Annotated in this window: 38 protein-coding genes; 37 read left to right on the forward strand and 1 reads right to left on the reverse strand. The window is 69.7% G+C overall.

Annotated features, from left to right (window positions below; genetic code table 11):
- The first annotated feature begins 26 nt into the window (after positions 1-26).
- From tuf to truA, 34 genes are all read left to right on the forward strand, one after another.
- Complete coding sequence (gene tuf / locus GA0074696_RS06455; RefSeq protein WP_088960251.1) at positions 27-1,220, forward strand: elongation factor Tu; 1,194 nt, start codon at positions 27-29, stop codon at positions 1,218-1,220.
- 353 nt (positions 1,221-1,573) lie between these two features.
- Positions 1,574-1,882 (forward strand): 30S ribosomal protein S10, encoded by a 309-nt coding sequence (gene rpsJ, locus GA0074696_RS06460; RefSeq protein ID WP_007073037.1) that lies wholly within the window; start codon positions 1,574-1,576, stop codon positions 1,880-1,882.
- A gap of 11 nt (positions 1,883-1,893) precedes the next feature.
- Complete coding sequence (gene rplC / locus GA0074696_RS06465) at positions 1,894-2,559, forward strand: 50S ribosomal protein L3 (RefSeq protein WP_088960252.1); 666 nt, start codon at positions 1,894-1,896, stop codon at positions 2,557-2,559.
- Positions 2,556-3,206, forward strand: a complete 651-nt coding sequence (gene rplD, locus GA0074696_RS06470) for a 50S ribosomal protein L4 (RefSeq protein ID WP_088960253.1) — start codon at positions 2,556-2,558, stop codon at positions 3,204-3,206. The genes rplC and rplD overlap by 4 nt, the downstream gene beginning before the upstream one ends.
- A complete protein-coding gene (rplW, locus tag GA0074696_RS06475; RefSeq protein ID WP_073834931.1) occupies positions 3,203-3,505 on the forward strand; it encodes a 50S ribosomal protein L23 in 303 nt (100 codons plus the stop codon). Before rplD ends, rplW begins: the two co-directional genes overlap by 4 nt.
- Before the next feature lie 12 nt (positions 3,506-3,517).
- The gene (gene rplB / locus GA0074696_RS06480) at positions 3,518-4,357 is read left to right on the forward strand and encodes a 50S ribosomal protein L2 (protein ID WP_088960254.1); all 840 of its coding nucleotides are present in this window, start codon (positions 3,518-3,520) and stop codon (positions 4,355-4,357) included.
- Between the two features lie 12 nt (positions 4,358-4,369).
- Entirely contained in the window at positions 4,370-4,651 is a 282-nt protein-coding gene (rpsS, locus tag GA0074696_RS06485; protein WP_007073032.1) for a 30S ribosomal protein S19, read from the forward strand.
- A 40-nt stretch (positions 4,652-4,691) separates the two neighbouring features.
- Positions 4,692-5,150: a 50S ribosomal protein L22 gene (rplV, locus tag GA0074696_RS06490; RefSeq protein ID WP_088960255.1), complete on the forward strand. Its 459-nt coding sequence runs from the start codon at positions 4,692-4,694 to the stop codon at positions 5,148-5,150.
- A complete protein-coding gene (gene rpsC / locus GA0074696_RS06495) occupies positions 5,150-6,019 on the forward strand; it encodes a 30S ribosomal protein S3 (protein ID WP_088960256.1) in 870 nt (289 codons plus the stop codon). The genes rplV and rpsC overlap by 1 nt, the downstream gene beginning before the upstream one ends.
- Before the next feature lie 3 nt (positions 6,020-6,022).
- Positions 6,023-6,448, forward strand: a complete 426-nt coding sequence (gene rplP, locus GA0074696_RS06500; protein WP_073834927.1) for a 50S ribosomal protein L16 — start codon at positions 6,023-6,025, stop codon at positions 6,446-6,448.
- Positions 6,448-6,684, forward strand: coding sequence for a 50S ribosomal protein L29 (rpmC, locus tag GA0074696_RS06505; RefSeq protein WP_088960257.1), 237 nt, complete (start codon positions 6,448-6,450; stop codon positions 6,682-6,684). Before rplP ends, rpmC begins: the two co-directional genes overlap by 1 nt.
- Positions 6,681-6,956, forward strand: a complete 276-nt coding sequence (gene rpsQ / locus GA0074696_RS06510) for a 30S ribosomal protein S17 (RefSeq protein ID WP_088960258.1) — start codon at positions 6,681-6,683, stop codon at positions 6,954-6,956. Before rpmC ends, rpsQ begins: the two co-directional genes overlap by 4 nt.
- A 100-nt stretch (positions 6,957-7,056) precedes the next feature.
- Positions 7,057-7,425, forward strand: a complete 369-nt coding sequence (gene rplN / locus GA0074696_RS06515) for a 50S ribosomal protein L14 (RefSeq protein WP_007465279.1) — start codon at positions 7,057-7,059, stop codon at positions 7,423-7,425.
- Positions 7,422-7,742, forward strand: coding sequence for a 50S ribosomal protein L24 (rplX, locus tag GA0074696_RS06520; protein WP_172894201.1), 321 nt, complete (start codon positions 7,422-7,424; stop codon positions 7,740-7,742). Before rplN ends, rplX begins: the two co-directional genes overlap by 4 nt.
- A complete protein-coding gene (rplE, locus tag GA0074696_RS06525) occupies positions 7,742-8,311 on the forward strand; it encodes a 50S ribosomal protein L5 (RefSeq protein WP_088960259.1) in 570 nt (189 codons plus the stop codon). The genes rplX and rplE overlap by 1 nt, the downstream gene beginning before the upstream one ends.
- A gap of 1 nt (position 8,312) precedes the next feature.
- Positions 8,313-8,498: a type Z 30S ribosomal protein S14 gene (locus GA0074696_RS06530; protein WP_007465272.1), complete on the forward strand. Its 186-nt coding sequence runs from the start codon at positions 8,313-8,315 to the stop codon at positions 8,496-8,498.
- 96 nt (positions 8,499-8,594) lie between these two features.
- Positions 8,595-9,002 carry a 30S ribosomal protein S8 gene (gene rpsH, locus GA0074696_RS06535; RefSeq protein ID WP_067301438.1) on the forward strand — a complete coding sequence of 136 codons (408 nt, stop codon included), beginning with the start codon at positions 8,595-8,597 and terminating at the stop codon, positions 9,000-9,002.
- A gap of 16 nt (positions 9,003-9,018) precedes the next feature.
- Positions 9,019-9,561, forward strand: a complete 543-nt coding sequence (gene rplF / locus GA0074696_RS06540) for a 50S ribosomal protein L6 (protein WP_088960260.1) — start codon at positions 9,019-9,021, stop codon at positions 9,559-9,561.
- Positions 9,558-9,947, forward strand: coding sequence for a 50S ribosomal protein L18 (gene rplR / locus GA0074696_RS06545; RefSeq protein WP_088960261.1), 390 nt, complete (start codon positions 9,558-9,560; stop codon positions 9,945-9,947). Before rplF ends, rplR begins: the two co-directional genes overlap by 4 nt.
- Before the next feature lie 33 nt (positions 9,948-9,980).
- Complete coding sequence (gene rpsE / locus GA0074696_RS06550) at positions 9,981-10,595, forward strand: 30S ribosomal protein S5 (protein WP_088960262.1); 615 nt, start codon at positions 9,981-9,983, stop codon at positions 10,593-10,595.
- Entirely contained in the window at positions 10,595-10,777 is a 183-nt protein-coding gene (gene rpmD / locus GA0074696_RS06555; RefSeq protein ID WP_088960263.1) for a 50S ribosomal protein L30, read from the forward strand. The genes rpsE and rpmD overlap by 1 nt, the downstream gene beginning before the upstream one ends.
- Positions 10,777-11,220 carry a 50S ribosomal protein L15 gene (gene rplO, locus GA0074696_RS06560; RefSeq protein WP_088960264.1) on the forward strand — a complete coding sequence of 148 codons (444 nt, stop codon included), beginning with the start codon at positions 10,777-10,779 and terminating at the stop codon, positions 11,218-11,220. Before rpmD ends, rplO begins: the two co-directional genes overlap by 1 nt.
- A 233-nt stretch (positions 11,221-11,453) precedes the next feature.
- On the forward strand, positions 11,454-12,782 hold the full coding sequence (gene secY / locus GA0074696_RS06565; protein WP_088960265.1) for a preprotein translocase subunit SecY: 1,329 nt from the start codon (positions 11,454-11,456) through the stop codon (positions 12,780-12,782).
- A complete protein-coding gene (locus GA0074696_RS06570; protein ID WP_088960266.1) occupies positions 12,783-13,436 on the forward strand; it encodes an adenylate kinase in 654 nt (217 codons plus the stop codon).
- Positions 13,437-13,530: 94 nt separating this feature from the next.
- On the forward strand, positions 13,531-14,382 hold the full coding sequence (map, locus tag GA0074696_RS06575; RefSeq protein WP_088960267.1) for a type I methionyl aminopeptidase: 852 nt from the start codon (positions 13,531-13,533) through the stop codon (positions 14,380-14,382).
- Positions 14,383-14,504: 122 nt separating this feature from the next.
- Positions 14,505-15,083: a DUF1707 SHOCT-like domain-containing protein gene (locus GA0074696_RS06580; protein WP_088964393.1), complete on the forward strand. Its 579-nt coding sequence runs from the start codon at positions 14,505-14,507 to the stop codon at positions 15,081-15,083.
- 258 nt (positions 15,084-15,341) lie between these two features.
- Positions 15,342-15,563, forward strand: a complete 222-nt coding sequence (gene infA, locus GA0074696_RS06585; protein ID WP_007073013.1) for a translation initiation factor IF-1 — start codon at positions 15,342-15,344, stop codon at positions 15,561-15,563.
- 93 nt (positions 15,564-15,656) lie between these two features.
- Positions 15,657-15,770 carry a 50S ribosomal protein L36 gene (gene rpmJ, locus GA0074696_RS06590; RefSeq protein ID WP_012184307.1) on the forward strand — a complete coding sequence of 38 codons (114 nt, stop codon included), beginning with the start codon at positions 15,657-15,659 and terminating at the stop codon, positions 15,768-15,770.
- 261 nt (positions 15,771-16,031) lie between these two features.
- Complete coding sequence (rpsM, locus tag GA0074696_RS06595; protein WP_088960268.1) at positions 16,032-16,412, forward strand: 30S ribosomal protein S13; 381 nt, start codon at positions 16,032-16,034, stop codon at positions 16,410-16,412.
- Between the two features lie 18 nt (positions 16,413-16,430).
- Positions 16,431-16,838 (forward strand): 30S ribosomal protein S11, encoded by a 408-nt coding sequence (rpsK, locus tag GA0074696_RS06600; RefSeq protein WP_013288613.1) that lies wholly within the window; start codon positions 16,431-16,433, stop codon positions 16,836-16,838.
- A gap of 14 nt (positions 16,839-16,852) precedes the next feature.
- Positions 16,853-17,479 (forward strand): 30S ribosomal protein S4, encoded by a 627-nt coding sequence (rpsD, locus tag GA0074696_RS06605; protein WP_088960269.1) that lies wholly within the window; start codon positions 16,853-16,855, stop codon positions 17,477-17,479.
- Positions 17,480-17,575: 96 nt separating this feature from the next.
- On the forward strand, positions 17,576-18,598 hold the full coding sequence (locus tag GA0074696_RS06610) for a DNA-directed RNA polymerase subunit alpha (RefSeq protein WP_007073009.1): 1,023 nt from the start codon (positions 17,576-17,578) through the stop codon (positions 18,596-18,598).
- Positions 18,599-18,632: 34 nt separating this feature from the next.
- Entirely contained in the window at positions 18,633-19,190 is a 558-nt protein-coding gene (gene rplQ / locus GA0074696_RS06615; protein ID WP_088960270.1) for a 50S ribosomal protein L17, read from the forward strand.
- 74 nt (positions 19,191-19,264) lie between these two features.
- The gene (truA, locus tag GA0074696_RS06620; protein ID WP_088960271.1) at positions 19,265-20,095 is read left to right on the forward strand and encodes a tRNA pseudouridine(38-40) synthase TruA; all 831 of its coding nucleotides are present in this window, start codon (positions 19,265-19,267) and stop codon (positions 20,093-20,095) included.
- A gap of 181 nt (positions 20,096-20,276) precedes the next feature.
- On the opposite strand, the gene GA0074696_RS06625 is transcribed toward truA, so the two are convergent.
- On the reverse strand, positions 20,277-21,380 hold the full coding sequence (locus GA0074696_RS06625; RefSeq protein ID WP_172894203.1) for a hypothetical protein: 1,104 nt from the start codon (positions 21,378-21,380) through the stop codon (positions 20,277-20,279).
- A 127-nt stretch (positions 21,381-21,507) separates the two neighbouring features.
- Between GA0074696_RS06625 and GA0074696_RS06630 the strand changes: the two genes are divergently transcribed.
- From GA0074696_RS06630 to GA0074696_RS06640, 3 genes are all read left to right on the forward strand, one after another.
- Positions 21,508-22,113 (forward strand): class I SAM-dependent methyltransferase, encoded by a 606-nt coding sequence (locus GA0074696_RS06630; protein WP_088964395.1) that lies wholly within the window; start codon positions 21,508-21,510, stop codon positions 22,111-22,113.
- Positions 22,114-22,154: 41 nt separating this feature from the next.
- Positions 22,155-23,834, forward strand: a complete 1,680-nt coding sequence (locus GA0074696_RS06635; RefSeq protein ID WP_088960272.1) for an ABC-F family ATP-binding cassette domain-containing protein — start codon at positions 22,155-22,157, stop codon at positions 23,832-23,834.
- A 77-nt stretch (positions 23,835-23,911) separates the two neighbouring features.
- On the forward strand, positions 23,912-24,874 hold the full coding sequence (locus GA0074696_RS06640) for an aldo/keto reductase (RefSeq protein WP_172894205.1): 963 nt from the start codon (positions 23,912-23,914) through the stop codon (positions 24,872-24,874).
- Positions 24,875-24,969 lie beyond the last annotated feature (95 nt).

The following is a 24,969-nucleotide window of genomic DNA, read 5'->3' on the forward strand; positions in this document are numbered from 1 at the left end:
ACCAAGAAGTCCACAGGAGGACACCAGTGGCGAAGGCTAAGTTCGAGCGGACTAAGCCGCACGTCAACATCGGCACCATTGGTCACATCGACCACGGTAAGACGACGCTGACGGCGGCCATCACCAAGGTCCTGCACGACCAGTTCCCGGACCTGAACCCGTACACGCCGTTCGACCAGATCGACAAGGCGCCGGAGGAGAAGGCCCGCGGCATCACGATCTCCATCGCGCACGTCGAGTACCAGACCGAGGCGCGTCACTACGCGCACGTCGACTGCCCCGGTCACGCCGACTACATCAAGAACATGATCACCGGTGCCGCGCAGATGGACGGCGCGATCCTGGTGGTGGCGGCGACCGACGGCCCGATGCCGCAGACCCGCGAGCACGTGCTGCTGGCCCGTCAGGTCGGTGTGCCGTACATCGTCGTGGCGCTCAACAAGAGCGACATGGTCGACGACGAGGAGCTCCTGGAGCTCGTCGAGCTCGAGGTCCGCGAGCTGCTCTCCTCGCAGGAGTACCCGGGTGACGACCTGCCGGTCGTCCGGGTCTCGGCGCTGAAGGCCCTCGAGGGCGACCCCGAGTGGACCGGCCGCCTCCTGGAGCTGATGAACGCGGTCGACACCGCGATCCCGCAGCCGGAGCGCGACGTCGACAAGCCGTTCCTGATGCCGGTCGAGGACGTCTTCACGATCACCGGTCGTGGCACCGTCGTCACCGGTCGCGTGGAGCGCGGCGTTCTCCTGCCGAACGAGGATGTTGAGCTCGTCGGTATCAAGGAGAAGGGCTTCAAGACCAAGGTCACCGCGATCGAGATGTTCCGCAAGACCCTGGACGACGCCCGCGCAGGCGAGAACGTCGGCCTGCTGCTGCGCGGCACCAAGCGCGACGAGGTCGAGCGTGGCATGGTCGTGGTGAAGCCGGGCTCCAACACCCCGCACACCGAGTTCGAGGCGACGGTCTACATCCTCTCCAAGGAGGAAGGCGGCCGGCACACCCCGTTCTTCCAGAACTACCGTCCGCAGTTCTACTTCCGGACCACGGACGTCACCGGCGTCGTCACGCTGCCCGAGGGCACCGAGATGGTCATGCCGGGCGACAACACCACCATGACGGTGAAGCTGATTCAGCCCATCGCCATGGAGGAGAACCTCAAGTTCGCGATCCGCGAGGGTGGACGTACGGTCGGCGCTGGTCGCGTCACCAACATCCTCAAGTGAGCTGGGTAACCCCGATTAGCGTCGCCGCCGGTCGTGCGGCATACTAGTCAGGTTGCGTAACGACGGTTAGTCACCTGCGTCCGGTGAATGCTGGACCTCCGGGAGACCAACAGTCGCGCGCAGGGTGGTTGATCGCCCCTGGCGGTCAACCACCCTCGCACGGCGTCCGGATCGCTGTGATGCGATCGGCGCCTTGACCCACCGCGTGGTTCAAGAACCGCTCCGGAGTCCCGGGGCGGAGCCTGGCCCCAGGGCGCGACACGCCCGACCGCGGGGGTCGGCGAAGTGGGCCTGTACCAGCCGGTACAGGCGCCCGCAACACAGCGGCATCGAGAGAAGGAACAGAAGCCACCATGGCGGGACAGAAGATCCGCATCCGGCTCAAGGCCTATGACCACGAGGTCGTCGACTCCTCGGCTCGGAAGATCGTCGAGACGGTGACGCGTACCGGGGCGCAGGTCGCAGGACCGGTGCCGCTGCCCACGGAGATCAACCGTTTCTGCGTCATCCGCTCGCCGCACAAGTACAAGGACTCGCGCGAGCACTTCGAGATGCGCACGCACAAGCGGCTGATCGACATCATCGACCCGACCCCGAAGACGGTCGACTCGCTCATGCGCCTCGACCTGCCGGCTGGCGTCGACATCGAGATCAAGCTGTAGGGACCGGACAAATGGACAGGCAAGTCAAGGGGATCCTGGGCGCAAAGCTCGGCATGACCCAGGTCTGGGACAACAACCGTGTTGTTCCGGTGACCGTGGTTCAGGCCGGCCCGTGCGTCGTCAGCCAGGTTCGTAGCGCCGAGAAGGACGGTTACTCCGCGGTCCAGCTCGCCTACGGCACGATCGACCCGCGCAAGGTCAAGAAGCCGGTGGGCGGGCACTACGCGAAGGCGGACGTGGCGCCGCGCCGGCACATCGTCGAGCTGCGCACCGCGGACGCCGCGGACTACTCGCTGGGCCAGGAGGTCACGGTCGAGCAGTTCCCGGCCGGCGTCACCATCGACGTCACCGGCAAGACCAAGGGCAAGGGCTACGCCGGCCCGATGAAGCGGCACGGCTTCCACGGCCTGGGCGCCGGCCACGGTGTCGAGCGCAAGCACCGCTCGCCGGGCTCCATCGGCGCCTGCGCCACCCCGGGTCGCGTCTTCAAGGGCACCCGGATGGCGGGCCGGATGGGTGGCGTGCGCTACACCGTCCAGAACCTGACCGTCCAGGCGGTCGACACCGAGAACAACCTCCTGCTCGTCCGTGGCGCCATCCCCGGCCCCAAGGGCGCGCTGGTCCTGGTCCGTACCGCGGCCAAGACCAAGGTGAAGAAGGGCGGTGCGGCCAAGTGACCACCGTTGACGTCCGCAACGTCGAGGGCGCCAAGAGCGGCTCCGTCGAGCTGCCGGCCGACATCTTCGACGTCCAGGCCAACCTCGCGCTGATGCACCAGGTCGTGGTGGCCCAGCTCGCGGCGGCCCGGCAGGGCACGCACAAGGTCAAGACCCGCGGCGAGGTCGCCGGTGGCGGCAAGAAGCCGTACAAGCAGAAGGGCACCGGTCGTGCCCGGCAGGGCTCGATCCGCGCGCCGCAGTTCGCCGGCGGTGGCGTGGTGCACGGCCCGGTCCCGCGCGACTACAGCCAGCGCACCCCCAAGAAGATGAAGGCCGCCGCCCTGCGTGGCGCCCTCTCCGACCGGGCGCGCGCCGGCCAGGTGCACGTCGTCGAGGCCTTCGTCTCGGGCGAGAAGCCGTCGACCAAGGCCGCTCTGGCCACGCTGGTGAAGCTGACCGAGGCCCGTCGGGTCCTGGTCGTGCTGAGCAGCACCGACGAGCTGAACTGGGTGTCGCTGCGCAACGAGCCGCGGGTGCACCTGATCGAGGCCGGCCAGCTCAACACGTACGACGTGCTGGTGGCCGACGACGTGGTCTTCACCAAGGAGGCCCTGGACGAGTTCCTGGGCGTTCCCGCCGAGACCACCGAGGAGGGTGGCAAGTGAGCACGATCGCCGATCCGCGCGACATCATCGTCGCGCCGGTCGTCTCGGAGAAGAGCTACAGCGAGCTGAACCGCAACTGGTACACCTTCCTGGTGCACCCGGACGCGAACAAGACCGAGATCAAGATCGCTATCCAGCAGATCTTCAACGTCCGCGTCCTGACGGTCAACACGCTCAACCGCGAGGGCAAGCGCAAGCGCACCAAGACCGGTTTCGGTCAGCGCAAGGCGACCAAGCGGGCGATCGTGAAGCTGGCTGACGGTGACCGTATCGAGGCCTTCGGCGGCCCGGTCAGCTGAGGGGTGTAGACAATGGCTATCCGTAAGTACAAGCCGACGACGCCGGGCCGGCGTGGCTCCAGCGTCGCCGACTTCGCCGAGATCACCCGGTCGACGCCCGAGAAGTCGCTGCTGGCTCCGCTGCCGAAGAAGGGCGGACGCAACGCCCACGGCCGGATCACCACCCGGCACCACGGTGGCGGCCACAAGCGGCAGTACCGCCTGATCGACTTCAAGCGGGTCGACAAGGACGGCGTGCCGGCGAAGGTCGCGCACATCGAGTACGACCCGAACCGCACCGCGCGCATCGCGCTGCTGCACTACGCCGACGGCGAGAAGCGGTACATCATCGCGCCGAAGGACCTGAAGCAGGGCGACCGCGTCGAGTCCGGTCCGGGCGCCGACATCAAGCCGGGCAACAACCTGCCGCTGCGCAACATCCCGGTCGGTACGACGATCCACAACGTGGAGCTTCGTCCGGGCGGCGGCGCCAAGCTGGCCCGCTCGGCCGGCGTCGGCATCCAGCTGCTCGGCCGTGAGGGTGTGTACGCGACCCTCCGCATGCCGTCCGGTGAGATCCGGCGGGTGGACGTGCGCTGCCGCGCCAGCATCGGCGAGATCGGCAACGCCGACCAGTCGAACATCAACTGGGGCAAGGCCGGCCGGATGCGGTGGAAGGGCAGGCGCCCGACCGTCCGTGGTGTCGCGATGAACCCGGTCGACCACCCGCACGGTGGTGGTGAGGGTAAGACCTCCGGCGGTCGCCACCCGGTCAACCCGCAGGGTAAGCCCGAGGGCCGCACCCGTCGTAAGGGCCAGCCGAGTGACCGGCTGATCGTCCGCCGTCGCTACGCCACGCGTAAGCGCGGCTGAGGGAGATAAGACATGCCTCGCAGCCTGAAGAAGGGCCCGTTCGTCGACGACCACCTGCTCAAGAAGGTGGAGACGCAGAACGACAAGGGCTCGAAGAACGTCATCAAGACCTGGTCGCGGCGCTCGACGATCATCCCGGAGATGCTGGGTCACACGATCGCCGTGCACGACGGACGCAAGCACGTCCCGGTGTTCGTGACCGAGGCGATGGTCGGGCACAAGCTCGGCGAGTTCGCGCTGACCCGCACGTTCAAGGGTCACGAGAAGGACGACCGGAAGAGCCGTCGGCGCTGACGCCGCGGGCATACGGATAGAGGAACAAGGGGTTACAGCGATGCCAGGAAAGGGCGACGCTCCGGTGCTTCCGGGCGCGCGGGCGGTTGCGCGGCACGTGCGCATCTCGCCGATGAAGGCGCGCCGGGTGGTCAACCTCGTCCGCGGCCTGCCCGCGAAGGAGGCGCTCACGGTGCTGCAGTTCGCGCCGCAGGCTGCGAGCGAGCAGGTGTACAAGGTGCTCGCGAGCGCGATCGCCAACGCGGAGAACAACGAGCGGCTGGACCCCGACGCGCTGCTCGTCAGCGAGGCGTTCGTCGACGAGGGCCCGACTATGAAGCGGTTCCGGCCGCGGGCGCAGGGCCGGGCGTACCGGATCCGCAAGCGCACCTGCCACATCACCGTGGCGGTCGAGGCGGTCGCGCCGGCTGCGCCGAAGAAGGCTGCCGCGAAGAAGGCCGCCCCGGCGAAGCAGGCCGAGGCCGCTGAGACGGAGAGCAAGACGGAGGGCGCCGAGTAATGGGTCAGAAGGTTCACCCCACTGGGTTCCGGCTCGGCATCTCGACCGACTGGAAGTCCCGTTGGTTCGCGGACAAGCTCTACAAGGACTACATCGGCGAGGATGTCAAGATCCGCCGGATGATGTCCAAGGGCCTCGAGCGTGCCGGCATTTCCAAGGTCGACATCGAGCGCACCCGTGACCGGGTCCGCGTGGACATCCACACCGCCCGGCCGGGCATCGTCATCGGCCGGAAGGGTGCGGAGGCCGACCGGATCCGCGGCGAGCTGGAGAAGCTCACCGGCAAGCAGGTGCAGCTGAACATCATCGAGGTGAAGAACCCCGAGTCGGACGCGCAGCTGGTCGCCCAGGGCGTCGCCGAGCAGCTCTCCAGCCGGGTCAGCTTCCGTCGGGCGATGCGCAAGGCGATGCAGTCGGCGATGAAGAACCCGGTCTGCAAGGGCATCCGGGTCCAGGTGTCGGGTCGTCTCGGCGGTGCCGAGATGAGCCGGACCGAGTTCTACCGCGAGGGTCGCGTCCCGCTGCACACGCTGCGGGCCAACATCGAGTACGGCTTCTTCGAGGCCCGTACCACCTTCGGCCGGATCGGCGTGAAGGTCTGGATCTACAAGGGCGACGCCGTCCCGGGCCGGGAGGCTCCGGCCGAGGCCGGTCCGTCCCGCCCGCGCCGTGACCGCGGCGACCGCCCCGAGCGGCCGCGCCGTGGCCGGTCGGGTTCGTCCGGCACGACCGCCGGCGGCACCGAGGCCGGCCGGGCTGCTGCGACCACCATCGCTCAGCAGGCCGAGACGCCGAGTGGCGAGCCGATCGACAGTGCTGCTGTCGCCTCGGCCGCGGCTGCTCCGGCAGAAACGCAGCAGGAGGGCTGACAGATGCTGATGCCGCGCAAGCCCCCGAAGGGCTTCCGCAAGCCGCACCACCCGGACCGCCACGGCGCGTCCAAGGGTGGTAACCGGGTGGTGTTCGGCGAGTTCGGGATCCAGGCTCTCGAGCCGGCTTACGTGACCAACCGCCAGATCGAGTCGGCGCGTATCGCGATGACTCGTCACATCAAGCGTGGCGGCAAGGTCTGGATCACGATCTTCCCGGACCAGGCCCTGACCAAGAAGCCGGCCGAAACCCGGATGGGTTCCGGTAAGGGCTCGCCCGAGTGGTGGGTCGCCAACGTCAAGCCGGGGCGGGTTCTCTTCGAGATGTCCTTCCCCAACGAGCAGATCGCGCGAGAGGCGATGCGTCGCGCGATCCACAAGCTCCCGATGAAGTGCCGCATTGTGACGCGCGAAGTGGGTGAATCCTGATGGCAGCGGGCGTTAAGGCGACCGAGCTGCGTGAGCTCTCCGAGGAGGAGCTGGTCACGAAGCTGCGGGAGGCCAAGGCGGAGCTGTTCAACCTCCGCGTGCAGGCCGCGACCGGGCAGCTGGACAACAACCGGCGGCTGCAGATCATCCGTCGGGAGATCGCCCGGATCTACACGATCATGCGTGAGCGCGAGCTGGGGCTCTCGGCCGCGCCGACTGAGGTGACTGCATCATGAGCGAGAACACCACCGCTACCACGCGGGCCCGCCGTAAGGTGCGTGAGGGCCTCGTGGTCAGCGACAAGATGGAAAAGACCGTCGTGGTCGAGGTCGAGGACCGGGTCAAGCACGCGCTGTACGGCAAGATCATGCGTCGTACCCGCAAGCTGAAGGTGCACGACGAGCAGAACTCGGCCGGTATCGGCGACCGGGTCCTGATCATGGAGACCCGGCCGCTCTCCGCCACCAAGCGGTGGCGGCTCGTGGAGATCCTCGAGAAGGCCAAGTAGCGAAGGCTCGAGCTCGGCCGGTATCGGTCGGGCGCAGGTTCCGCCAGGCTCCGGCCGTCCGCGAGGGCGGCCGGAGAACCGGCAGACATAGGAGATAGACGTGATTCAGCAGGAGTCGCGACTGCGCGTCGCCGACAACACGGGTGCCCGGGAGATCCTGTGCATCCGGGTTCTCGGTGGCTCCGGTCGGCGCTACGCGAGCATCGGCGACGTCATCGTGGCCACCGTCAAGGACGCGATCCCGGGTGCCGGTGTGAAGAAGGGCGACGTCGTCAAGGCGGTCGTCGTCCGCACCGCCAAGGAGAGGCGGCGGCCGGACGGTTCGTACATCCGTTTCGACGAGAACGCCGCCGTCATCATCAAGGACGGTGGGGACCCGCGCGGTACCCGTATCTTCGGCCCGGTGGGTCGGGAGCTGCGGGACAAGCGGTTCATGAAGATCATCTCTCTCGCGCCGGAGGTGTTGTGACCGTGAAGGTCAAGAAGGGCGACACGGTCGTCGTCATCGCCGGCAAGGACAAGGGTGCCAAGGGCAAGGTCATCGCGGCCTACCCGCGGCAGGACAAGGTCCTGGTCGAGGGCGTGAACCGGGTCAAGAAGCACACCCGCATCAGCACCACCCAGCGTGGCGCCAAGACCGGTGGCATCGTCACCCAGGAGGCCCCGATCCACGTCTCGAACGTGCAGGTCGTGGATTCCGAAGGGAAGCCGACCCGGGTCGGTTACCGGATCGACGACAACGGCCAGAAGGTCCGCATCGCGCGTAGCACCGGTAAGGACCTCTGATGACCACGGCTACCGAAACCAAGACCATGCCGCGCCTCAAGGAGCGGTACCGCAACGAGGTCGTGGCGAAGCTGCAGGAGCAGCACAACTACGGCAACCCCATGCAGGTGCCCGGGCTCGTCAAGATCGTCGTCAACATGGGTGTCGGCGAGGCCGCTCGGGATGCCAAGCTGATCGACGGCGCGGTCCGTGACCTGGCCACCATCACCGGCCAGAAGCCGCTGGTGCGGCGGGCGACCAAGTCCATCGCGCAGTTCAAGCTCCGCGAGGGCATGCCGATCGGCGCGAAGGTCACCCTGCGCGGCGACCGGATGTGGGAGTTCCTGGACCGGCTGCTGTCGATCGCGCTGCCGCGTATCCGTGACTTCCGCGGCCTGGACGGGCGCAAGCTCGACGGGCACGGCAACTACACGTTCGGTCTGACCGAGCAGTCGGTGTTCCACGAGATCGACCAGGACAAGATCGATCGCCAGCGGGGCATGGACATCACGGTGGTCACGACCGCCACGACCGACGACGAGGGCCGGGCGCTGCTCAAGCTCCTGGGCTTCCCGTTCAAGGAGAACTGAGATGGCCAAGAAGGCGCTGATCATCAAGGCGGCCGCGAAGCCGAAGTTCTCGGTTCGCGCCTACACCCGCTGCCAGCGGTGCGGGCGTCCGAAGGCGGTCTACCGCAAGTTCGGTCTCTGCCGGGTGTGCATCCGGGAGATGGCCCACCGCGGTGAGCTGCCCGGCGTGTCCAAGGCTTCCTGGTAATAGCCCGGCGCGCTTCGCGCGTCAGCTGAACTGTCTCTTCGCCGTAGGCCCCGGGCCCAGCCCGGGGAACCCCGGCGAGAAAGGTTGACGAATTTCATGACGATGACCGACCCGATCGCAGACATGCTCACGCGTCTGCGTAACGCCAACCAGGCGTACCACGACCGGGTGACGATGCCCTACTCGAAGATCAAGGCGAACATCGCCGAGGTCCTCAAGGCCGAGGGTTACATCGCCACCTGGTTGGTCGAGGAGCCCGAGGAGGGCGCCGTCGGCAAGCGACTGGTCGTCGAGCTGAAGTACGGCCAGAACCGCGAGCGGAGCCTGGCCGGCATCAAGCGCGTGTCCAAGCCCGGTCTCCGGGTGTACGCCAAGTCGGACGGGCTCCCGCGGGTGCTCGGCGGGCTGGGCGTGGCGATCATTTCGACGTCCCAGGGGCTGCTCACCGACCGGCAGGCCCGCAAGCGGAGCGTTGGCGGGGAAGTCCTCGCCTTCGTCTGGTAACGGGAGACAGGTAGAAATGTCGCGTATTGGACGTAAGTCGATCCCGGTACCCTCCGGCGTCGACATCACGATCGACGGCCAGACCGTCAAGGTCAAGGGCCCGAAGGGCGAGCTGTCGCACACGCTCGCCGAGCCGATCAAGGCGGAGCGGGGCGAGGACGGCCAGGTGCACGTCAACCGGCCGAACGACGAGCGCAAGGCCAAGGAACTGCACGGCCTCAGCCGTACCCTGGTCGCCAACATGATCGTCGGTGTGACCGAGGGCTACCGCAAGAGCCTGGAGATCGCCGGTACCGGTTACCGCGTCACCGCCAAGGGCAAGGACCTCGAGTTCGCGCTCGGGTTCTCGCACCCGGTGCTGGTGCCGGCTCCGGACGGCATCACCTTCACGGTGGAGAAGCCGACGCTGTTCCACGTGGCCGGCATCGACAAGCAGCAGGTCGGTGAGGTCGCCGCCAACATCCGGAAGATCCGCCCGCCGGAGCCCTACAAGGGCAAGGGCGTGAAGTACCAGGGCGAGGTCATCCGCCGCAAGGCTGGAAAGGCAGGTAAGAAGTGAGCGCCACGCTGCTCAAGCGCCGCCGCGGCGTCGCCGCCAAGCGTGCCGTCGGGCGTGCGCGCCGGCACTTCCGGGTCCGCAAGAACGTCAGCGGTACCGCCGAGCGTCCCCGCCTGGTGGTCACCCGCTCCCTGCGGCACATCGTCGCCCAGATCGTGGACGACACCAAGGGTCACACCCTGGCGTCGGCCTCGACCCTGGACGCGTCGCTGCGTGGTGCGGAGGGCGACAAGAGCGCCCTGGCCGGCAAGGTGGGCGCCCTGCTCGCCGAGCGCGCCAAGGCCGCCGGCGTCTCCAAGGTCGTCTTCGACCGCGGTGGCAACCGGTACGCGGGGCGGGTCGCCGCGCTTGCCGACGCCGCCCGCGAAGCCGGGCTCGAGTTCTAGAAACCCCGTCACGAGAGATAAGGAAGGCTGCTGATGCCAGGTCAACAGCGCCGTGGCGGCGGGTCCGGTGGCAACGAGGGTGGTCGCCGCGACAACCGCCGTGAGGGCGGCCGCGGAAACGCGCCCGTCGAGAAGACCCCGCACCTCGAGCGGGTCGTCGCGATCAACCGCGTCGCCAAGGTCGTGAAGGGTGGTCGTCGCTTCAGCTTCACCGCCCTGGTGATCGTGGGCGACGGCGACGGCACCGTCGGCGTGGGCTACGGAAAGGCCAAGGAGGTGCCCGCGGCGATCGCCAAGGGTGTCGAGGAGGCCAAGAAGCACTTCTTCAAGGTGCCGCGGATCGGCCAGTCGATCCCGCACCCGGTGCAGGGCGAGGCCGCTGCCGGTGTCGTGCTGCTCAAGCCGGCGTCCGCCGGTACCGGTGTCATCGCCGGTGGCCCGGTGCGTGCCGTGCTGGAGTGCGCGGGCATCCACGACGTGCTCTCCAAGAGCCTCGGCTCGTCGAACCCGATCAACATCGTGCACGCCACGGTGGCGGCGCTGAAGGGGCTCGAGTCCCCCGAGGCCGTCGCGGCCCGTCGTGGTCTGCCGGTGGAGGACGTCGCGCCGGCCGCCATGCTGGCGTCGCGGGCGGGGGTGGCGTCCTGATGGCACGCCTGAAGGTCACCCAGGTCCGGTCCGGCATCGGCACCAAGCAGAACCAGCGTGAGTCGCTGCGTTCGCTCGGTCTGAAGCGGATCAACGACGTGGTGGTCAAGGAGGACCGGCCCGAGATTCGCGGCATGATCTTCGCGGTAAACCACCTCGTGAAGGTCGAGGAGGTCGAGTAATGACGATCAAGGTTCACCACCTGCGCCCGGCCCCGGGCGCCAAGACCGCGAAGACCCGGGTGGGTCGCGGTGAGGGCTCCAAGGGCAAGACCGCCGGTCGCGGTACCAAGGGTTCCAAGGCCCGCAAGAACATCTCGGCGGCGTTCGAGGGTGGGCAGATGCCCATCCACATGCGCCTGCCGAAGATGAAGGGCTTCAAGAACAAGTTCAAGGTCGTCTTCCAGGTGGTCAACCTGGACCGGCTGGCCGAGCTCTTCCCGAACGGCGGCCAGGTCGGCCCGCAGGAGCTGGTCGAGGTCGGCGCGGTCCGCAAGGGCCAGCCGATCAAGGTCCTCGGCACCGGCGACCTCGGCGGTGTGGCCCTCCAGGTGTCGGCGCACGGTTTCAGCGCGTCGGCCAAGGAGAAGATCACCGCTGCCGGTGGCTCCGTCACCGAGCTGTAAGGCACGACCCATGGCGCCCGCTCAGTTGTCCCCAACTGGGCGGGCGCCGTGGTCTACCAGGCATGTGTGCGCCGGGTAACATCGGATTCGGTTTATGTAGCCGGGCGCATCTGCCCGGACCGGGAGCGGGCTGTTAGAGTCCCTTCCCAGCTATGGATATCGGGCACTCGCCCGGCACCCACCCCGCCCCCGCCAGGGATCACCGGCGGCCCGCCTCGCGCAGGAGGAAGAAGTTGCTGTCCGCCTTTCTCAGTGCGTTCCGTACGCCTGACCTGCGCAAGAAGCTGCTGTTCACAGTAGGCATCATCGCGGTCTACCGGCTCGGCGCCACTCTGCCCAGCCCCGGCGTCTCGTACGGCAACGTGCAGAAGTGCCTCGACACCCTCCAGGGTCAGAGCACCGGAGTGCTGAACCTGCTGGACCTCTTCTCCGGCGGCGCACTGCTGCAGCTCTCGGTCTTCGCGCTGGGCATCATGCCCTACATCACCGCGTCGATCATCCTGCAGCTGCTCACCGTGGTCATTCCGCGGCTGGAGCAGCTCCGCAAGGAGGGCCAGGCCGGCCAGGCGAAGATCACCCAGTACACCCGCTACCTGACCCTCGGCCTGGGCATCCTCCAGTCGTCGGCCTTCGTGGCGCTGGCCCGCTCCGGGCAGCTGTTCCAGAACCGCTGCGACCAGTTCCCGATCATCCCCGAGGGCACCGGCATCCCGAACTGGCTGACGCTGAGCATCCTGGTCATGACGATGACCGCCGGCACCGGCATGGTGATGTGGCTCGGTGAGCTGATCACCGACCGCGGCGTCGGCAACGGCATGTCCGTCCTCATCTTCACCTCGATCGCCGCCCGGCTCCCCAGCGAGGGCTGGAAGATCAAGACCAACGAGGGTTGGGGCAAGTTCGTCCTCGTCCTCGTCCTGGTCCTGCTGGTCATCACCGCGGTCTGCTTCATCGAGCAGGCGCAGCGCCGGATCCCGGTGCAGTACGCCAAGCGGATGATCGGCCGGCGGATGTACGGCGGCACCTCGACCTACATCCCGCTCAAGGTCAACCAGGCGGGTGTCATCCCGGTCATCTTCGCCTCCTCGCTGCTCTACCTGCCGCAGCTGGCGCTCCAGTTCTTCGACCAGACCAACCCGGGCAAGACCCAGGCCTGGATCCAGAACAACATCGTGCAGGCCGACTCGCCGCTGCACATCGTGATGTACTTCCTGCTGATCATCTTCTTCACGTACTTCTACGTGTCGATCACGTTCAACCCGACCGAGGTCGCGGACAACATGAAGAAGTACGGCGGCTTCGTGCCGGGCATCCGCCCCGGCAAGCCGACCGCCGAGTACCTCGACTTCATCCTCAGCCGGATCACCCTGCCGGGCGCGCTCTACCTGGGCATCGTCGCGATCCTGCCGAACTTCTTCTTCATCTGGCTGAACAGCCAGCAGTTCCAGAACTTCCCGTTCGGCGGCACCGCTGTGCTCATCATGGTCGGCGTCGGTCTCGAGACCGTGAAGCAGATCGAGAGCCAACTCATGCAGCGGAACTACGAAGGGTTCCTGCGGTAGATGCGACTCGTTCTGGTTGGCCCGCCGGGCGCGGGCAAGGGCACGCAGGCGGAATTCATCGCCGCGCACCTCTCGGTGCCGAAGATCTCGACCGGTGACATCTTCCGGGCGAACGTCTCGCAGGGCACCCCGCTGGGTGTCGAGGCCAAGCGGTACATGGACGCCGGCAAGCTGGTCCCGGACGAGGTCACCATCAACATGGTCCGGGACCGGCTCGCCGAGCCGGACGCCGCCGAGGGCTTCCTGCTCGACGGCTTCCCGCGTACGACGCCGCAGGCCGCCGCGCTGGACAAGCTCCTCGCGGACCTCGGCACCGCGCTGGACCTGGTGCTGGAGCTGGTCGTTGACGACGACGAGGTGATCCGGCGGCTCTCCGGCCGGCGCACCTGCCGCGGCTGCGGCAAGATCTGGCACGTCGAGTTCGACGCCACCACCCGCGAGGGCATCTGCGACCGCTGCGGTGCCGAGCTGTTCCAGCGGGACGACGACAAGCCGGAGACGATCGCGGCCCGCCTGCGGGAGTACGCCGAGAAGACGGCGCCGCTGGTCGACTACTACGGCGCCCAGAACAAGCTGGTCGGGATCGACGCCACCGGGCCGGTGGAGGACGTCACGGTCCGCGCCATAGACGCGCTGCGGTCGTACGGCGGCTGAGGTCCTGCCGGACTCCGGCGGATAGAGTGCGATCAGCGGGGTACGTGCGACGTGCCCCGCTGATCGCTGTCCGGCAACGAAAGGTATTGGCTCCATGCGCCGTCCCCAGCTGGACATCCAGCTGAAGACCCCCGACCAGATCGAGAAGATGCGGGCCGCCGGCCTGGTGGTCGCCGAGGCCCTGCGTCGGATGCGGGAGGCCGTCGCCCCCGGCGTCAGCACCGCCGACCTGGACGCGATCGCCGAGTCGACGATCCGCGAGGCCGGGGCCGTCCCCTCGTTCAAGGGCTACCACGGCTTCCCCGCCTCGATCTGCTCCTCGGTGAACGAGCAGGTGGTGCACGCCATCCCGTCGGCGCAGCAGGTGCTCCGCGACGGCGACGTGATCTCCATCGACTGCGGCGCGGTGCTGAACGGCTGGCACGGCGACGCCGCGATCACCGTGGGCGTGGGCGAGGTCGACCCGGCATTGCTGAAGATGGCCGAGGTGGCGGAGGACGCCATGTGGGCCGGGATCGCCGCCGCCGCCCGGGGCGCCGCCAGCGGCAAGGGCCGGCTGACCGACATCTCGCACGCGGTGGAGAACGCGGTCCGCAAGGGCGGCCGGTACGGCATCGTCGACGGCTACGGCGGGCACGGCATCGGCACCGAGATGCACCAGGACCCGCACGTGCTCAACCACGGGCGGCCCGGCAAGGGTCCGCGCCTGGTGCCGGGCCTGGCGCTGGCCATCGAGCCGATGATCACGATGGGGTCGCCGCGTACCGTCGAACTGGCCGACGGTTGGACGGTCGTCACCCGGGACCGGTCGATGGCGGTGCACGTGGAGCACTCGATGGCGCTGCTCGAGGATGGGGTCTGGGTGCTCACCGCCTTCGACGGCGGGCGGGCCCGCCTCGGTGACCTGGTCACGTCCCGCCAGCCGGCCGACTCCCCGGCGGTCTGACCGCGGCGCTTCGGATCGCCCCCGCGACGGTTGGCCCTCTCAGTCGCCGTTCGCGCAGCTCGCGCCGGAGCGTACGGGCTGTCCGGATCGGCGGGTGGCGGGGTGGTGCCATGCTGGGCGGCATGGACGGGCGGGACGGAATGCGGGCCGCCGACGCCGACCGCCGGGCGGTGGCCGACCGGCTGCGGATCGCCGTCGACGAGGGCCGGTTGGACCTGCACGATTACGACGAGCGGCTGCAGCGGGCCTATGCCGCCCGGACGTACGCCGAGCTGGACGGCCTGGTGGCCGACCTGCCGACGCCGGCGGCGCCGGGCGCGTCGACGCTGGCGATGCCGGACGGAACCGACCCGCTGCCGGCGCTCCCGACGGACCTGCGCCCGGTCGTTCGGCGGTGGCTCGCCGAGGTGTGGCAGCCGTATCTCCGGGTGATCCCGATCGTGGTGGCGGTCTGGGCGGTGACCTCGATGCTCGCCGGTGAGGTGCTCTACTTCTGGCCGGCGTGGGTGGCCGGGCCGTGGGGTGCGGTGCTCCTGGTGCGTACCGTCACCGGCGTGGCGGGCGGAGAGCCGCGGCGGTGGGCGGTCGAGCAGGAGCGGCGGGCGGCAAGGCGGGCCCGCAGGCGCCGGGCCAGGGCCGCCGAGCGGAGGCGCCGCGTGGCGCGCCGCGCGGGGGAGCCGGAGGGCGCGGAGCAGGACTGACTGCCCAGAGAGAGGCGGTGCGGATGGTGCGCGTCACTTTTCGTGCCATCCGCCGTGTCGATCGGTGGCCGGTTTGGCGACGGCCCGCACTCGGGCGTACACTTTCAGATCGGCGCACAGCGTCCACTCCGGCATGCCCACTACGCGCTTCGGTGGGAGTCGGAGCCGCGGCTGGCGCGGGCTCTCCGATCTCGGTCGGTTGCCCGTGTAAGACGTTGTGGGCCGTCCGGAGTAACCGACGTCAGGACAGCGGAGGACATGCCGAAAAAAGACGGAGCCATCGAGATCGAGGGTCGGGTCATCGAGCCCCTGCCGAACGCAATGTTCCGGGTGGAGCTCGCGAACGGCCACAAGGTGCTGGCTCACATCAGCGGCAAGATGCGGCAGCACTACATCCGTATCCTGCCGGAGGACCGGGTCGTCGTCGAACTCTCGCCGTACGACCTGACCCGCGGGCGCATCGTCTACCGCTACAAGTAATCCTGACGACGGCCGGGACGTCCCCGTGTCCGTCTTCGACGTCCGGCGTCGCGCGTGGTCGCGTCACCGGGCCAGATGGGAAGTAAGGCAACCGTGAAGGTCAAGCCGAGCGTCAAGAGGATCTGCAACAAGTGCCGGGTGATCCGCCGGCACGGCCGGGTCATGGTCATCTGCACCGACCCGCGCCACAAGCAGCGCCAGGGCTGAACCAGTCCCACCGGTCGTGACACGGCCGGTCGGATCGGTCCGGGCCGCAGATCCAGACAGCACATCATCAGCTCGTTCCAGCCGCGAGCGGTACGCAGTGCGTACTCAATCGTGGTTGACCCCCGGTCGGAGGCCGGGGCCCGCTCGGGCACGACCGATCCCGGTCGCCGGCGCTGACAGCGTCGGAAGGACGGGACGGCCGGTAGCGGGGTGGGACGGGTCCAGACCTCCGCCACAACACCACGAGGAGTACGCCCGCACATGGCACGTCTAGTCGGCGTCGACCTCCCCCGCGAGAAGCGGATGGAGATCGCGCTCACCTACATCTTCGGGGTCGGTCGTACCCGCGCCCTGGAGACGCTCACCGCTACCGGCATCTCGCCGGACAAGCGCGTTCGGGACCTCACGGATGAGGAGCTGGTCCAGCTCCGCAGCCACATCGAGGGCAACTACAAGGTTGAAGGCGACCTGCGCCGCGAGGTCGCCGCTGACATCCGCCGCAAGGTCGAGATCGGCTGCTACGCCGGCATCCGGCACCGCCGGGGCCTGCCCGTGCGTGGCCAGCGGACCAAGACCAACGCCCGGACCCGCAAGGGCCCGAAGCGGACCGTCGCCGGCAAGAAGAAGCCCGGCAAGAAGTAACTAGGAGCGCACAGACTTATGCCACCGAAGGCTCGTGCCGGAGCCGCTGTCAAGAAGGTCCGGCGCAAGGAACGCAAGAACGTCGCCCACGGGCAGGCGCACATCAAGAGCACCTTCAACAACACCATCGTGTCGATCACCGACCCGACCGGTGCGGTCATCTCCTGGGCCTCGTCCGGCCAGGTGGGCTTCAAGGGCTCCCGCAAGTCGACCCCGTTCGCCGCGCAGCTCGCCGCCGAGGCCGCCGCGCGTCGGGCGATGGAGCACGGCATGCGCAAGGTCGACGTGTTCGTCAAGGGCCCCGGCTCCGGCCGGGAGACCGCCATCCGTTCGCTGCAGGCCGTGGGCCTCGAGGTCGGGCAGATCTCCGACGTCACCCCGCAGCCGCACAACGGATGCCGTCCGCCGAAGCGTCGCCGGGTCTGAGAGGTTAGAGAGAGATGGCTCGTTACACCGGTGCTGACTGCCGCCGTTGCCGGCGGGAGAAGATGAAGCTGTTCCTCAAGGGCAGCAAGTGCGATGGTCCGAAGTGCCCGTTCGAGTCCCGGCCGTTCCCGCCCGGGCAGCACGGACGCGGCCGCACGAAGGAGACGGAGTACCTGCTCCAGCTCCGTGAGAAGCAGAAGGCCCGTCGTGTCTACGGCGTGCTGGAGAAGCAGTTCCGCGGCTACTACGAAGAGGCCGTGGGCAAGAAGGCCAAGACCGGTGAGGTTCTCCTGCAGATCCTCGAGTCGCGGCTGGACAACGTGGTCTACCGGGCCGGCTACGCCAGCTCGCGTGACCAGGCCCGCCAGCTGGTCAAGCACGGCCACTTCACCGTGAACGGCAAGAAGGTCGACATCCCGTCGTACCGCGTCAAGGAGCACGACATCATCGAGGTCCGGGGCAAGAGCAAGGAGCTCACCCCGTTCCTGGTGGCGCAGGCTCAGGCCGGTTCGCGGTCGGTTCCGGCGTGGCTTGAGGCCATCCCGAGCCAGATGAAGATCCTCGTGCACTCGCTCCCGGCCCGCCAGGTGATCGACACCCAGGTCCAGGAGCAGCTGATCGTCGAGCTCTACTCCAAGTAAGGGCTCGTTGCGGTGGCCCGCCCTCCGGGGCGGGCCACCGGAACAGTTTGTGTCGTGGGCGTCATATAGCGGGCGTCCCGGAAGAGAAGAGAAAAAATGCTCATCAGCCAGCGACCCTCCCTCTCCGAGGAGTCGATCAACGAGACCCGGTCCCGGTTCACCATCGAGCCGCTGGAGCCCGGTTTCGGCTACACCCTGGGTAACTCGCTGCGGCGCACGCTGCTGTCGTCCATCCCGGGTGCGGCGGTCACCTCGATCAAGATCGACGGTGTGCTGCACGAGTTCACCACGATCCCCGGTGTCAAGGAGGACGTGGTCGAGCTCGTCATGAACATCAAGGAGCTGTGCGTCAGCTCCGAGCACGACGAGCCGGTCAGCATGTACCTGCGCAAGCAGGGCCCGGGCGATGTGACGGCCGGCGACATCCAGCCCCCGGCCGGCGTCTCGGTGCACAACCCGGACCTGAAGCTCGCCACCCTCAACGGCAAGGGCCGGCTCGACATGGAGCTGACCGTCGAGCGGGGTCGTGGCTATGTCACGGCGGCGCAGAACAAGCAGGCCGGCGCCGAGATCGGCCGGATCCCGGTCGACTCGATCTACTCGCCGGTGCTCAAGGTGACGTACCGCGTCGAGGCGACCCGCGTCGAGCAGCGGACCGACTTCGACCGGCTGATCATCGACGTCGAGACCAAGCCGTCGATGGGCCCGCGTACCGCGCTGGCCTCCGCCGGCTCGACGCTGGTGGAGCTCTTCGGCCTGGCCCGGGAGCTGGACGAGACCGCCGAGGGCATCGACATCGGGCCGTCCCCGCAGGACGCCCAGCTCGCGGCGGACCTGGCCCTGCCGATCGAGGAGCTGGACCTCACCGTCCGCTCCTACAACTGCCTCAAGCGCGAGGGCATCAACTCCGTTGGTGAGCTCATCGGGCGTACCGAGGCCGACCTCCTCGACATCCGGAATTTCGGTCAGAAGTCGATCGACGAGGTCAAGATGAAGCTCGCCGGGATGGGTCTCGGGCTGAAGGACTCGGCCCCGAACTTCGACCCGGCGCACGTCGTGGACGCCTTCGGCGAGGCCGACTACGACACCGACGACTACCGCGAGACCGAGCAGCTCTAGTCCGCGCTGCCGCCACACCTGAGGAGCACCAAGCATGCCCACGCCCACCAAGGGCCCCCGCCTCGGCGGCAGCCCCGCGCACGAGCGGCTGATGCTGGCCAACCTGGCCACCGCGCTGTTCCAGCACGGCAAGATCAAGACCACCGAGACGAAGGCCCGGCGGCTGCGTCCGCTGGCCGAGCAGCTCATCACCAAGGCCAAGCGTGGCGACCTCGCCGCGCGCCGGCGGGTGCTGGGCGTCGTCAAGGACAAGGACGTGGTCTACGCCCTGTTCGACCAGATCGCGCCCCGGTACGCCAACCGCCCCGGCGGCTACACTCGGATCGTGAAGACCGGTCCGCGCAAGGGTGACAACGCTCCGATGGTCGTCATCGAGCTGGTCGAGGAGCTTCAGGTCGCCGAGCCCAAGGCGAACAAGAAGACCGCCGCCCGCAAGGCCGCCCAGCAGGACAAGGTCGAGGCCCTGGCCCCGGCCGAGGAGACCCCGGAGTCGAACTCGTCGGACCAGGACTCCGAGCCGCCGGTGTCGGCGTCCGGTGACACCGACGCCGCCCGCGAGGACAGCGACGAGGCCAACGAGAACAAGGCCTGAGCAAAGGCACCTTCGTCGGGCCCGGTATCCCTTCCTGGGGTGCCGGGCCCGACGGCGTGAACGGGAGGTACGAGGTGGACGAGCGGACCCGGCTGCGGCTGGACGTCTCGTACGACGGCACGGACTTCTCCGGCTGGGCCGCCCAGCCGACCCGGCGGACGGTCGCCGGGGTGCTGACCCAGACGCTGGACCTCGTCCTCGGCGCGGGCACGGCGACCGGGCTGACCGTCGCCGGCCGCACCGACGCCGGGGTGCACGCCACCGGTCAGGTCTGCCACCTCGACCTCCCCACCGCCGTGTGGCGGGAGCACGACGGGCGGCTGCTGCGCCGGTTGGCCCGGCTGCTCCCGACCGACGTGCGGATCCGCGCCATGAGCGAGGTGCCGGCCGACTTCGACGCCCGTTTCTCGGCGACCTTCCGCCGCTACGAGTACCGGGTGACCGACGCCCCGTGGGGCGCCGAGCCGCTGCGCCGGCACGACACCCTCGCCTGGCCGAAGCCGTTGGACCTGGCGGCGCTGAACGCCGCCGCGGCCGGGCTGGTGGGGGAGCACGACTTCGCCGCGTACTGCCGGCGCAAGGAGAACGCCACCACGCTGCGCGAGGTGACCCGGCTGGACTGGCGGCGCGACCCGGACGGCATCCTCGTGGCCACCGTGCAGGCCGACGCGTTCTGCCAGGCGATGGTGCGCAGCCTGGTCGGGGCGATGCTGGTCGCCGGGGACGGCCGGCGGCCGGTCGAGTGGCCGGCGAGCCTGCTGAGCCGGCGGGAACGCTCCAGCGAGGTGAGCGTCGCGGCGGCGCACGGGTTGACCCTGGTCGCGGTCGGCTACCCGGACGACCCGGCCGAGTACGCCCGCCGCGCCGACCTGACCCGCCGCCTCCGCGTCCCCACCGAGGCCTGAGCCCACCGGGGTTCGCGAGACCGCATCCTCGCCGGGCCGGTGCGCGGCGCGCGCCCGGGCAGGCGGCGTGACGCGTGACCGGGCCGTGCCGAGGCGAGGCGAGGCGAGCCAGGAGACGTGGCGAGGCCCGGTCCGCAGGACTCGGACCGGGCCTCGCGTCGGGTCGCTGTCGACCGGCGGATCAGTCGCCGGGCAGCTCGTCGGGAGTGGCGTTCCCGCCCTGGGTGCCGGTGCCCTCGGTCGCCTTCGCGGTGGGCTGGACGGCGCTGCCGCCGGCGGCCCGGCGTTCGAGCACGCCCTTGTCGAGGTGCAGCTCGATCACGTCGTAGATGATGTCGCGGACCGCGGTGTCGCCGGCCGGCACGGCGCCGCCGTCGGTGCGGACGACCAGGCAGTAGGCGATGTAGTGGCCGCGTACCTGCCAGCCGACCCGGGCGGCGGCGGTGGTGAGCGCCTCGGTGCCGTCACCGGCGGCCAGGCCGCGGAAGCGGCCCTGCCGCTCGTCAAGCAGCTGCCGGATCCGGTCCCGGACGCGTTGCGCGCTGGCCTTGTCGGTCAGGTTGAACAGGCCGGCGGTGACCAGGTGCTGGCCGTCGGGGGAGCGCAGTGTGCCCCGTACCACCTGGCTGCACCCGAGCCGGACCAGCAGGTCGGCGATCTCGCCGGTGGCGGCGACCGCGCAACTGCCGCCGGATTGCGTCTTCAGCACGTCGTAGGCGGGTCGTCCGTCGGCCACCACCAGCTTCTTGCCTGCGAAGACCTCGCGGGCGGTCAGCGGCTGCTGGTCGGTGTCGCGGGAGTCGAGGTGGCCGGCGGTCGACTCGTCGACCGGAGCGGCCGTGGTGGGCTGCGGTGCCGCCGCGGTCGGGTCGTCGCTCGGCGTGCGGTCGACGAGCAGGGCCGCCGCGCCGAGGCCGCAGAGCGCGAGCAGGACCAGCACCGCCGCGCCGCCGACGAGCACCTGCCACAGCCGGCCGCCGCCGCGCCCGGAGCCGGACGGGCCGGACGCGGGCGGCGCCGGCGGCTCCAGCGGCTCCAGCGGCTCGGTCGGGGCGTACTCGCGGGGGAGGGTGGGTGGCGGCGGGATCTGGACGGACGAGCGGACCGGAACCGGTTCGGCGGCCGGGAGGGTCGGCCGGGTGGTCCGCGGCAGTGACGGGGTGGGGAAGCGGGACGGAGACGGCCCGGCCGGCGCGGGCGGGCCGGGCGGGAACTCCGGCAGGTCCGACTCGGACCGCGGGTGGTCCACGAAGGCGTCCTCATCGGACTCGTACCGATACACCATGTCGCCCAGAGTAGGAGCCATTGCCCCTTTAGGGGGTAATAACGGGAAATTCCGGCGCGGGCGCGTCGGGGTCCGCCCCGCCGAGGCGACCGCGACCGCGCTGCGGCCCGGTGGGAGAATGCCGGACGTGACCGGCGACCACTACTTCTCCACCAAACCCACCGCTGCGGCGCGCCCGCGGGAGGTCGAGTTCTCCGTCGCCGGGCGCGACTACATCCTGGCCTCGGCCAGCGGGGTCTTCTCCGCCGACCGGCTCGACCCCGGCACCGCCGTCCTGCTGCGCAAGGCCGAGCTGCCGACCACCACCGTCGGCGGTGACCTGCTCGACATCGGCTCCGGCTTCGGGCCGATCAGCTGCGTGCTGGCCACCAGCGCGCCGGCCGCCACCGTCTGGGCGGTCGACGTCAACGAGCGGGCCCGCGCCCTCACCACCGAGAACGCCCGCCGGGTCGGCGCCGCCGACCGGCTACGGGCGGTCGCCCCGGACGAGGTCCCGGCCGACGTCACCTTCGCCCAGATCTGGTCCAACCCGCCGATCCACATCGGCAAGGCCGAACTGCACGAGCTGCTGCGCCGCTGGCTGCCCCGGCTCGCCCCGGACGGCGTCGCCTGGCTGGTGGTCGCCCGCCACCTCGGCGGCGACTCGCTGCACCGCTGGCTGGTCGACGGCGGCTGGCAGGTCTCGCGGCACGCCAGCCAGAAGGGCTACCGGGTGCTGCGGGTCACCCGGTAATCGAGTGTCGCCCGTGCCGCCCGCTCCGGCAGGATGCCGGCGTGGGATACGTGGACGTGGCAGGGGTCGGGTACATCCTCCCCGACGGCCGGGAACTCTTCGCCGACGTGTCGTTCCGGGTCGGTGAGGGCGCCAAGGTCGCCCTGGTCGGCCCGAACGGCGCCGGCAAGACGACGCTGTTGCGGATGGTCGCCGGCGACCTGCCGGTGAAGACCGGCGCCGTCGCCCGGGCCGGTGGCCTCGGCGTGATGCGACAGTTCATCGGCATGATCGGGGACGACACCACGCTCGCCGACCTGGCGCTCTCGCTCGCCCCACCGGCGCTGCGCGACGCCGGCCGCCGGCTGGTCGAGACCGAGGCGGCCATGCGGTCGGCCGAGTTGCGCGGCAAGTACAGCACCGCCGCCGGCAAGGCCCAGCTGGCGTACGCGGACGCGCTGGCCGCCTGGGGCGAGACCGGCGGGTACGACGCCGAGGTGCTCTTCGACACGGTCGCCACCATCGTGCTGGACCTGCCCTGGGACGCCGCCCGGGACCGCCCGGTGCGCACCCTCTCCGGCGGCCAGCAGAAGCGCTTCGCCCTCGAGCTGCTGCTGCGCGGCACCGACGAGGTCCTGCTCCTCGACGAGCCGGACAACTTCCTCGACGTGCCCGGCAAGCGCTGGCTGGAGGCGCGGCTGCGCGAGTCCGGCAAGTCCGTGCTCTACGTCTCGCATGACCGGGAGCTGCTGGCGCAGACCGCCGACCGGGTGGTCGCCGTCGAGGGCGGCAGCGCCTGGGTGCACCCGGCGGGCTTCGCCAGCTGGTACGACGCCCGGGTGGCCCGGCACGCCCGCCTAGACGAGCTGCGCAAGCGCTGGGACGAGGAGCACCAGAAGCTGCGCGAGCTGATGCTGATGTACAAGCAGAAGGCGGCGTACAACTCCGACATGTCGTCGCGCTACCAGTCGGCGCAGACCCGGCTGCGCAAGTTCGAGGAGGCCGGGCCGCCCCCCGTACCGCCGAAGGACCAGGACATCCGGATGCGCCTGGCCGGCGGGCGGACCGGCAAGCGCGCGGTCATCTGCGACCAGCTGGAGCTCGACGGCCTGACCTACCCCTTCGACCTGGAACTCTGGTACGGCGACCGGGTCGCCGTGCTCGGCGCCAACGGCACCGGGAAGTCGCACTTCCTGCGGCTGCTCGCCCGGGGCGGCACCGACCCGGACCCGGCCAACGGTCCGGTCGACGGCGCGCCCGCGTTGGCCCCGGTCGCCCACGACGGCACGGTCCGGCTCGGCGCGCGGGTCCGGCCCGGCCACTTCTCCCAGACCCACGACCGGCCCGAGCTGGTGGCGAAGACGCTGGTCGAGATCCTCTGGCGGGGCGACGAGCACCGGGCCGGGATGGACCGGCACGCCGCGATGGCGGCGCTGTCCCGGTACGAGCTGGCCGCGCAGGGCGACCAGCGCTTCGGCACCCTGTCCGGCGGGCAGCAGGCACGGTTCCTGGTGCTGCTGCTGGAACTGTCCGGGGCGACCCTGCTGCTGCTCGACGAGCCGACCGACAACCTCGACCTCGCCTCCGCCGAGGCGCTGGAGGTCGGGCTGGCCTCGTTCTCCGGGACGGTGGTCGCGGTCACCCACGACCGCTGGTTCACCCGGTCCTTCGACCGGTTCGTGCTGTTCGGCGGTGACGGCGAGGTGGTGGAGACGCCGGAGCCGGTCTGGGACGTGCGCTGACGGGCGACGGCCCGCCCCGGCCGACGGCCTTCCCCGGGCGGGCGGTCCCGAGGCCCGTCGCTCGCGGCGGGCATAGGGTGGATCACGTGACTGAGATGACCTACCGCCGGTTGGGCGACTCCGGGCTCGTGGTGTCCGTGGTCGGCCTCGGCTGCAACAACTTCGGCCGCAAGCTCGACCTCGACGGCACCCGGGCGGTGGTCGACGCCGCCCTCGACGCCGGGATCAACTTCTTCGACACCGCCGACATCTACGGCGAACCGCAGGGCGGCTCCGAGGAACTGCTCGGGCAGGCGCTCAAGGGGCGCCGGGACGACGTGGTGGTGGCCAGCAAGTTCGGCATGGACATGCACGGCATGAACGGCCCCGACCACGGCGCCCGGGGCGCGCGCCGCTACATCGCCCGGGCCGTGGAGGCGTCGCTGCGCCGGCTCGGCACCGACCACATCGACCTGTACCAGATGCACGAGCCCGACCCGGGCACCCCGATCGACGAGACGCTCGCCGCGCTGGACGACCTCGTCCGCGCCGGCAAGGTCCGCTACCTCGGCAACTCCAACTTTGCCGGCTGGCAGATCGCCGACGCCGACTGGGTCGCCTCGTCCAACGGGCGGGCCCGGTTCATCAGCGCGCAGAACCACTACAGCCTGCTGGAACGCTCCGTCGAGACCGAGGTCGTGCCCGCCTGCGAGCGGTTCGGCCTGGGCATGCTGCCGTTCTTCCCGCTCGCCAACGGCCTGCTCACCGGCAAGTACAAGCGCAACGAGGCGCCGCCCGCCGGCAGCCGGCTCTCCGGCGGCGGCCGGTACGCGCAGCGTCTCGCCGCCGCGGACTGGGACACCATCGAGGCCATCGAGGCGTACGCCGCCGAGCGCGGCCTGTCGATGCTCCAGGTGGCGATCGGCGGGCTGGCCGCCCGTCCGGCGGTGACCTCGGTGATCGCCGGCGCCACCATGCCGGAGCAGGTGCGGGCGAACGCCGAAGCCGGGACCTGGCAGCCCACCGACGAGGACCTGGACGCCCTCGACGCCATCCTCTGACCGTCGGTCGGTCGGCCTGCCCCGCCGGCGGTCGCACACGTCACCTCGCGCGGTGTCGCGCGGTCTTGCGCTGCTCCGGCGCGGCGGGCGGCCTC

This window comes from Micromonospora purpureochromogenes (genome assembly GCF_900091515.1).
In the GTDB taxonomy this organism is placed as follows: domain Bacteria; phylum Actinomycetota; class Actinomycetes; order Mycobacteriales; family Micromonosporaceae; genus Micromonospora; species Micromonospora purpureochromogenes.

Excerpts from the sequence above, each read along its gene's own strand:
- rpsJ (WP_007073037.1), top strand. The coding sequence starts at position 1,574 with ATGGCGGGACAGAAGATCCGCATCCGGCTCAAGGCCTATGACCACGAG.
- rplC (WP_088960252.1), top strand. The coding sequence starts at position 1,894 with ATGGACAGGCAAGTCAAGGGGATCCTGGGCGCAAAGCTCGGCATGACC.
- rplB (WP_088960254.1), top strand. The coding sequence starts at position 3,518 with ATGGCTATCCGTAAGTACAAGCCGACGACGCCGGGCCGGCGTGGCTCC.
- rpsS (WP_007073032.1), top strand. The coding sequence starts at position 4,370 with ATGCCTCGCAGCCTGAAGAAGGGCCCGTTCGTCGACGACCACCTGCTC.
- rplV (WP_088960255.1), top strand. The coding sequence starts at position 4,692 with ATGCCAGGAAAGGGCGACGCTCCGGTGCTTCCGGGCGCGCGGGCGGTT.
- rpsC (WP_088960256.1), top strand. The coding sequence starts at position 5,150 with ATGGGTCAGAAGGTTCACCCCACTGGGTTCCGGCTCGGCATCTCGACC.
- rplP (WP_073834927.1), top strand. The coding sequence starts at position 6,023 with ATGCTGATGCCGCGCAAGCCCCCGAAGGGCTTCCGCAAGCCGCACCAC.
- rpmC (WP_088960257.1), top strand. The coding sequence starts at position 6,448 with ATGGCAGCGGGCGTTAAGGCGACCGAGCTGCGTGAGCTCTCCGAGGAG.
- rpsQ (WP_088960258.1), top strand. The coding sequence starts at position 6,681 with ATGAGCGAGAACACCACCGCTACCACGCGGGCCCGCCGTAAGGTGCGT.
- rplE (WP_088960259.1), top strand. The coding sequence starts at position 7,742 with ATGACCACGGCTACCGAAACCAAGACCATGCCGCGCCTCAAGGAGCGG.
- GA0074696_RS06530 (WP_007465272.1), top strand. The coding sequence starts at position 8,313 with ATGGCCAAGAAGGCGCTGATCATCAAGGCGGCCGCGAAGCCGAAGTTC.
- rpsH (WP_067301438.1), top strand. The coding sequence starts at position 8,595 with ATGACGATGACCGACCCGATCGCAGACATGCTCACGCGTCTGCGTAAC.
- rplF (WP_088960260.1), top strand. The coding sequence starts at position 9,019 with ATGTCGCGTATTGGACGTAAGTCGATCCCGGTACCCTCCGGCGTCGAC.
- rpsE (WP_088960262.1), top strand. The coding sequence starts at position 9,981 with ATGCCAGGTCAACAGCGCCGTGGCGGCGGGTCCGGTGGCAACGAGGGT.
- rpmD (WP_088960263.1), top strand. The coding sequence starts at position 10,595 with ATGGCACGCCTGAAGGTCACCCAGGTCCGGTCCGGCATCGGCACCAAG.
- rplO (WP_088960264.1), top strand. The coding sequence starts at position 10,777 with ATGACGATCAAGGTTCACCACCTGCGCCCGGCCCCGGGCGCCAAGACC.
- GA0074696_RS06570 (WP_088960266.1), top strand. The coding sequence starts at position 12,783 with ATGCGACTCGTTCTGGTTGGCCCGCCGGGCGCGGGCAAGGGCACGCAG.
- map (WP_088960267.1), top strand. The coding sequence starts at position 13,531 with ATGCGCCGTCCCCAGCTGGACATCCAGCTGAAGACCCCCGACCAGATC.
- GA0074696_RS06580 (WP_088964393.1), top strand. The coding sequence starts at position 14,505 with ATGGACGGGCGGGACGGAATGCGGGCCGCCGACGCCGACCGCCGGGCG.
- infA (WP_007073013.1), top strand. The coding sequence starts at position 15,342 with ATGCCGAAAAAAGACGGAGCCATCGAGATCGAGGGTCGGGTCATCGAG.
- rpsM (WP_088960268.1), top strand. The coding sequence starts at position 16,032 with ATGGCACGTCTAGTCGGCGTCGACCTCCCCCGCGAGAAGCGGATGGAG.
- rpsK (WP_013288613.1), top strand. The coding sequence starts at position 16,431 with ATGCCACCGAAGGCTCGTGCCGGAGCCGCTGTCAAGAAGGTCCGGCGC.
- rpsD (WP_088960269.1), top strand. The coding sequence starts at position 16,853 with ATGGCTCGTTACACCGGTGCTGACTGCCGCCGTTGCCGGCGGGAGAAG.
- GA0074696_RS06610 (WP_007073009.1), top strand. The coding sequence starts at position 17,576 with ATGCTCATCAGCCAGCGACCCTCCCTCTCCGAGGAGTCGATCAACGAG.
- rplQ (WP_088960270.1), top strand. The coding sequence starts at position 18,633 with ATGCCCACGCCCACCAAGGGCCCCCGCCTCGGCGGCAGCCCCGCGCAC.
- GA0074696_RS06625 (WP_172894203.1), bottom strand. The coding sequence starts at position 21,380 with ATGGTGTATCGGTACGAGTCCGATGAGGACGCCTTCGTGGACCACCCG.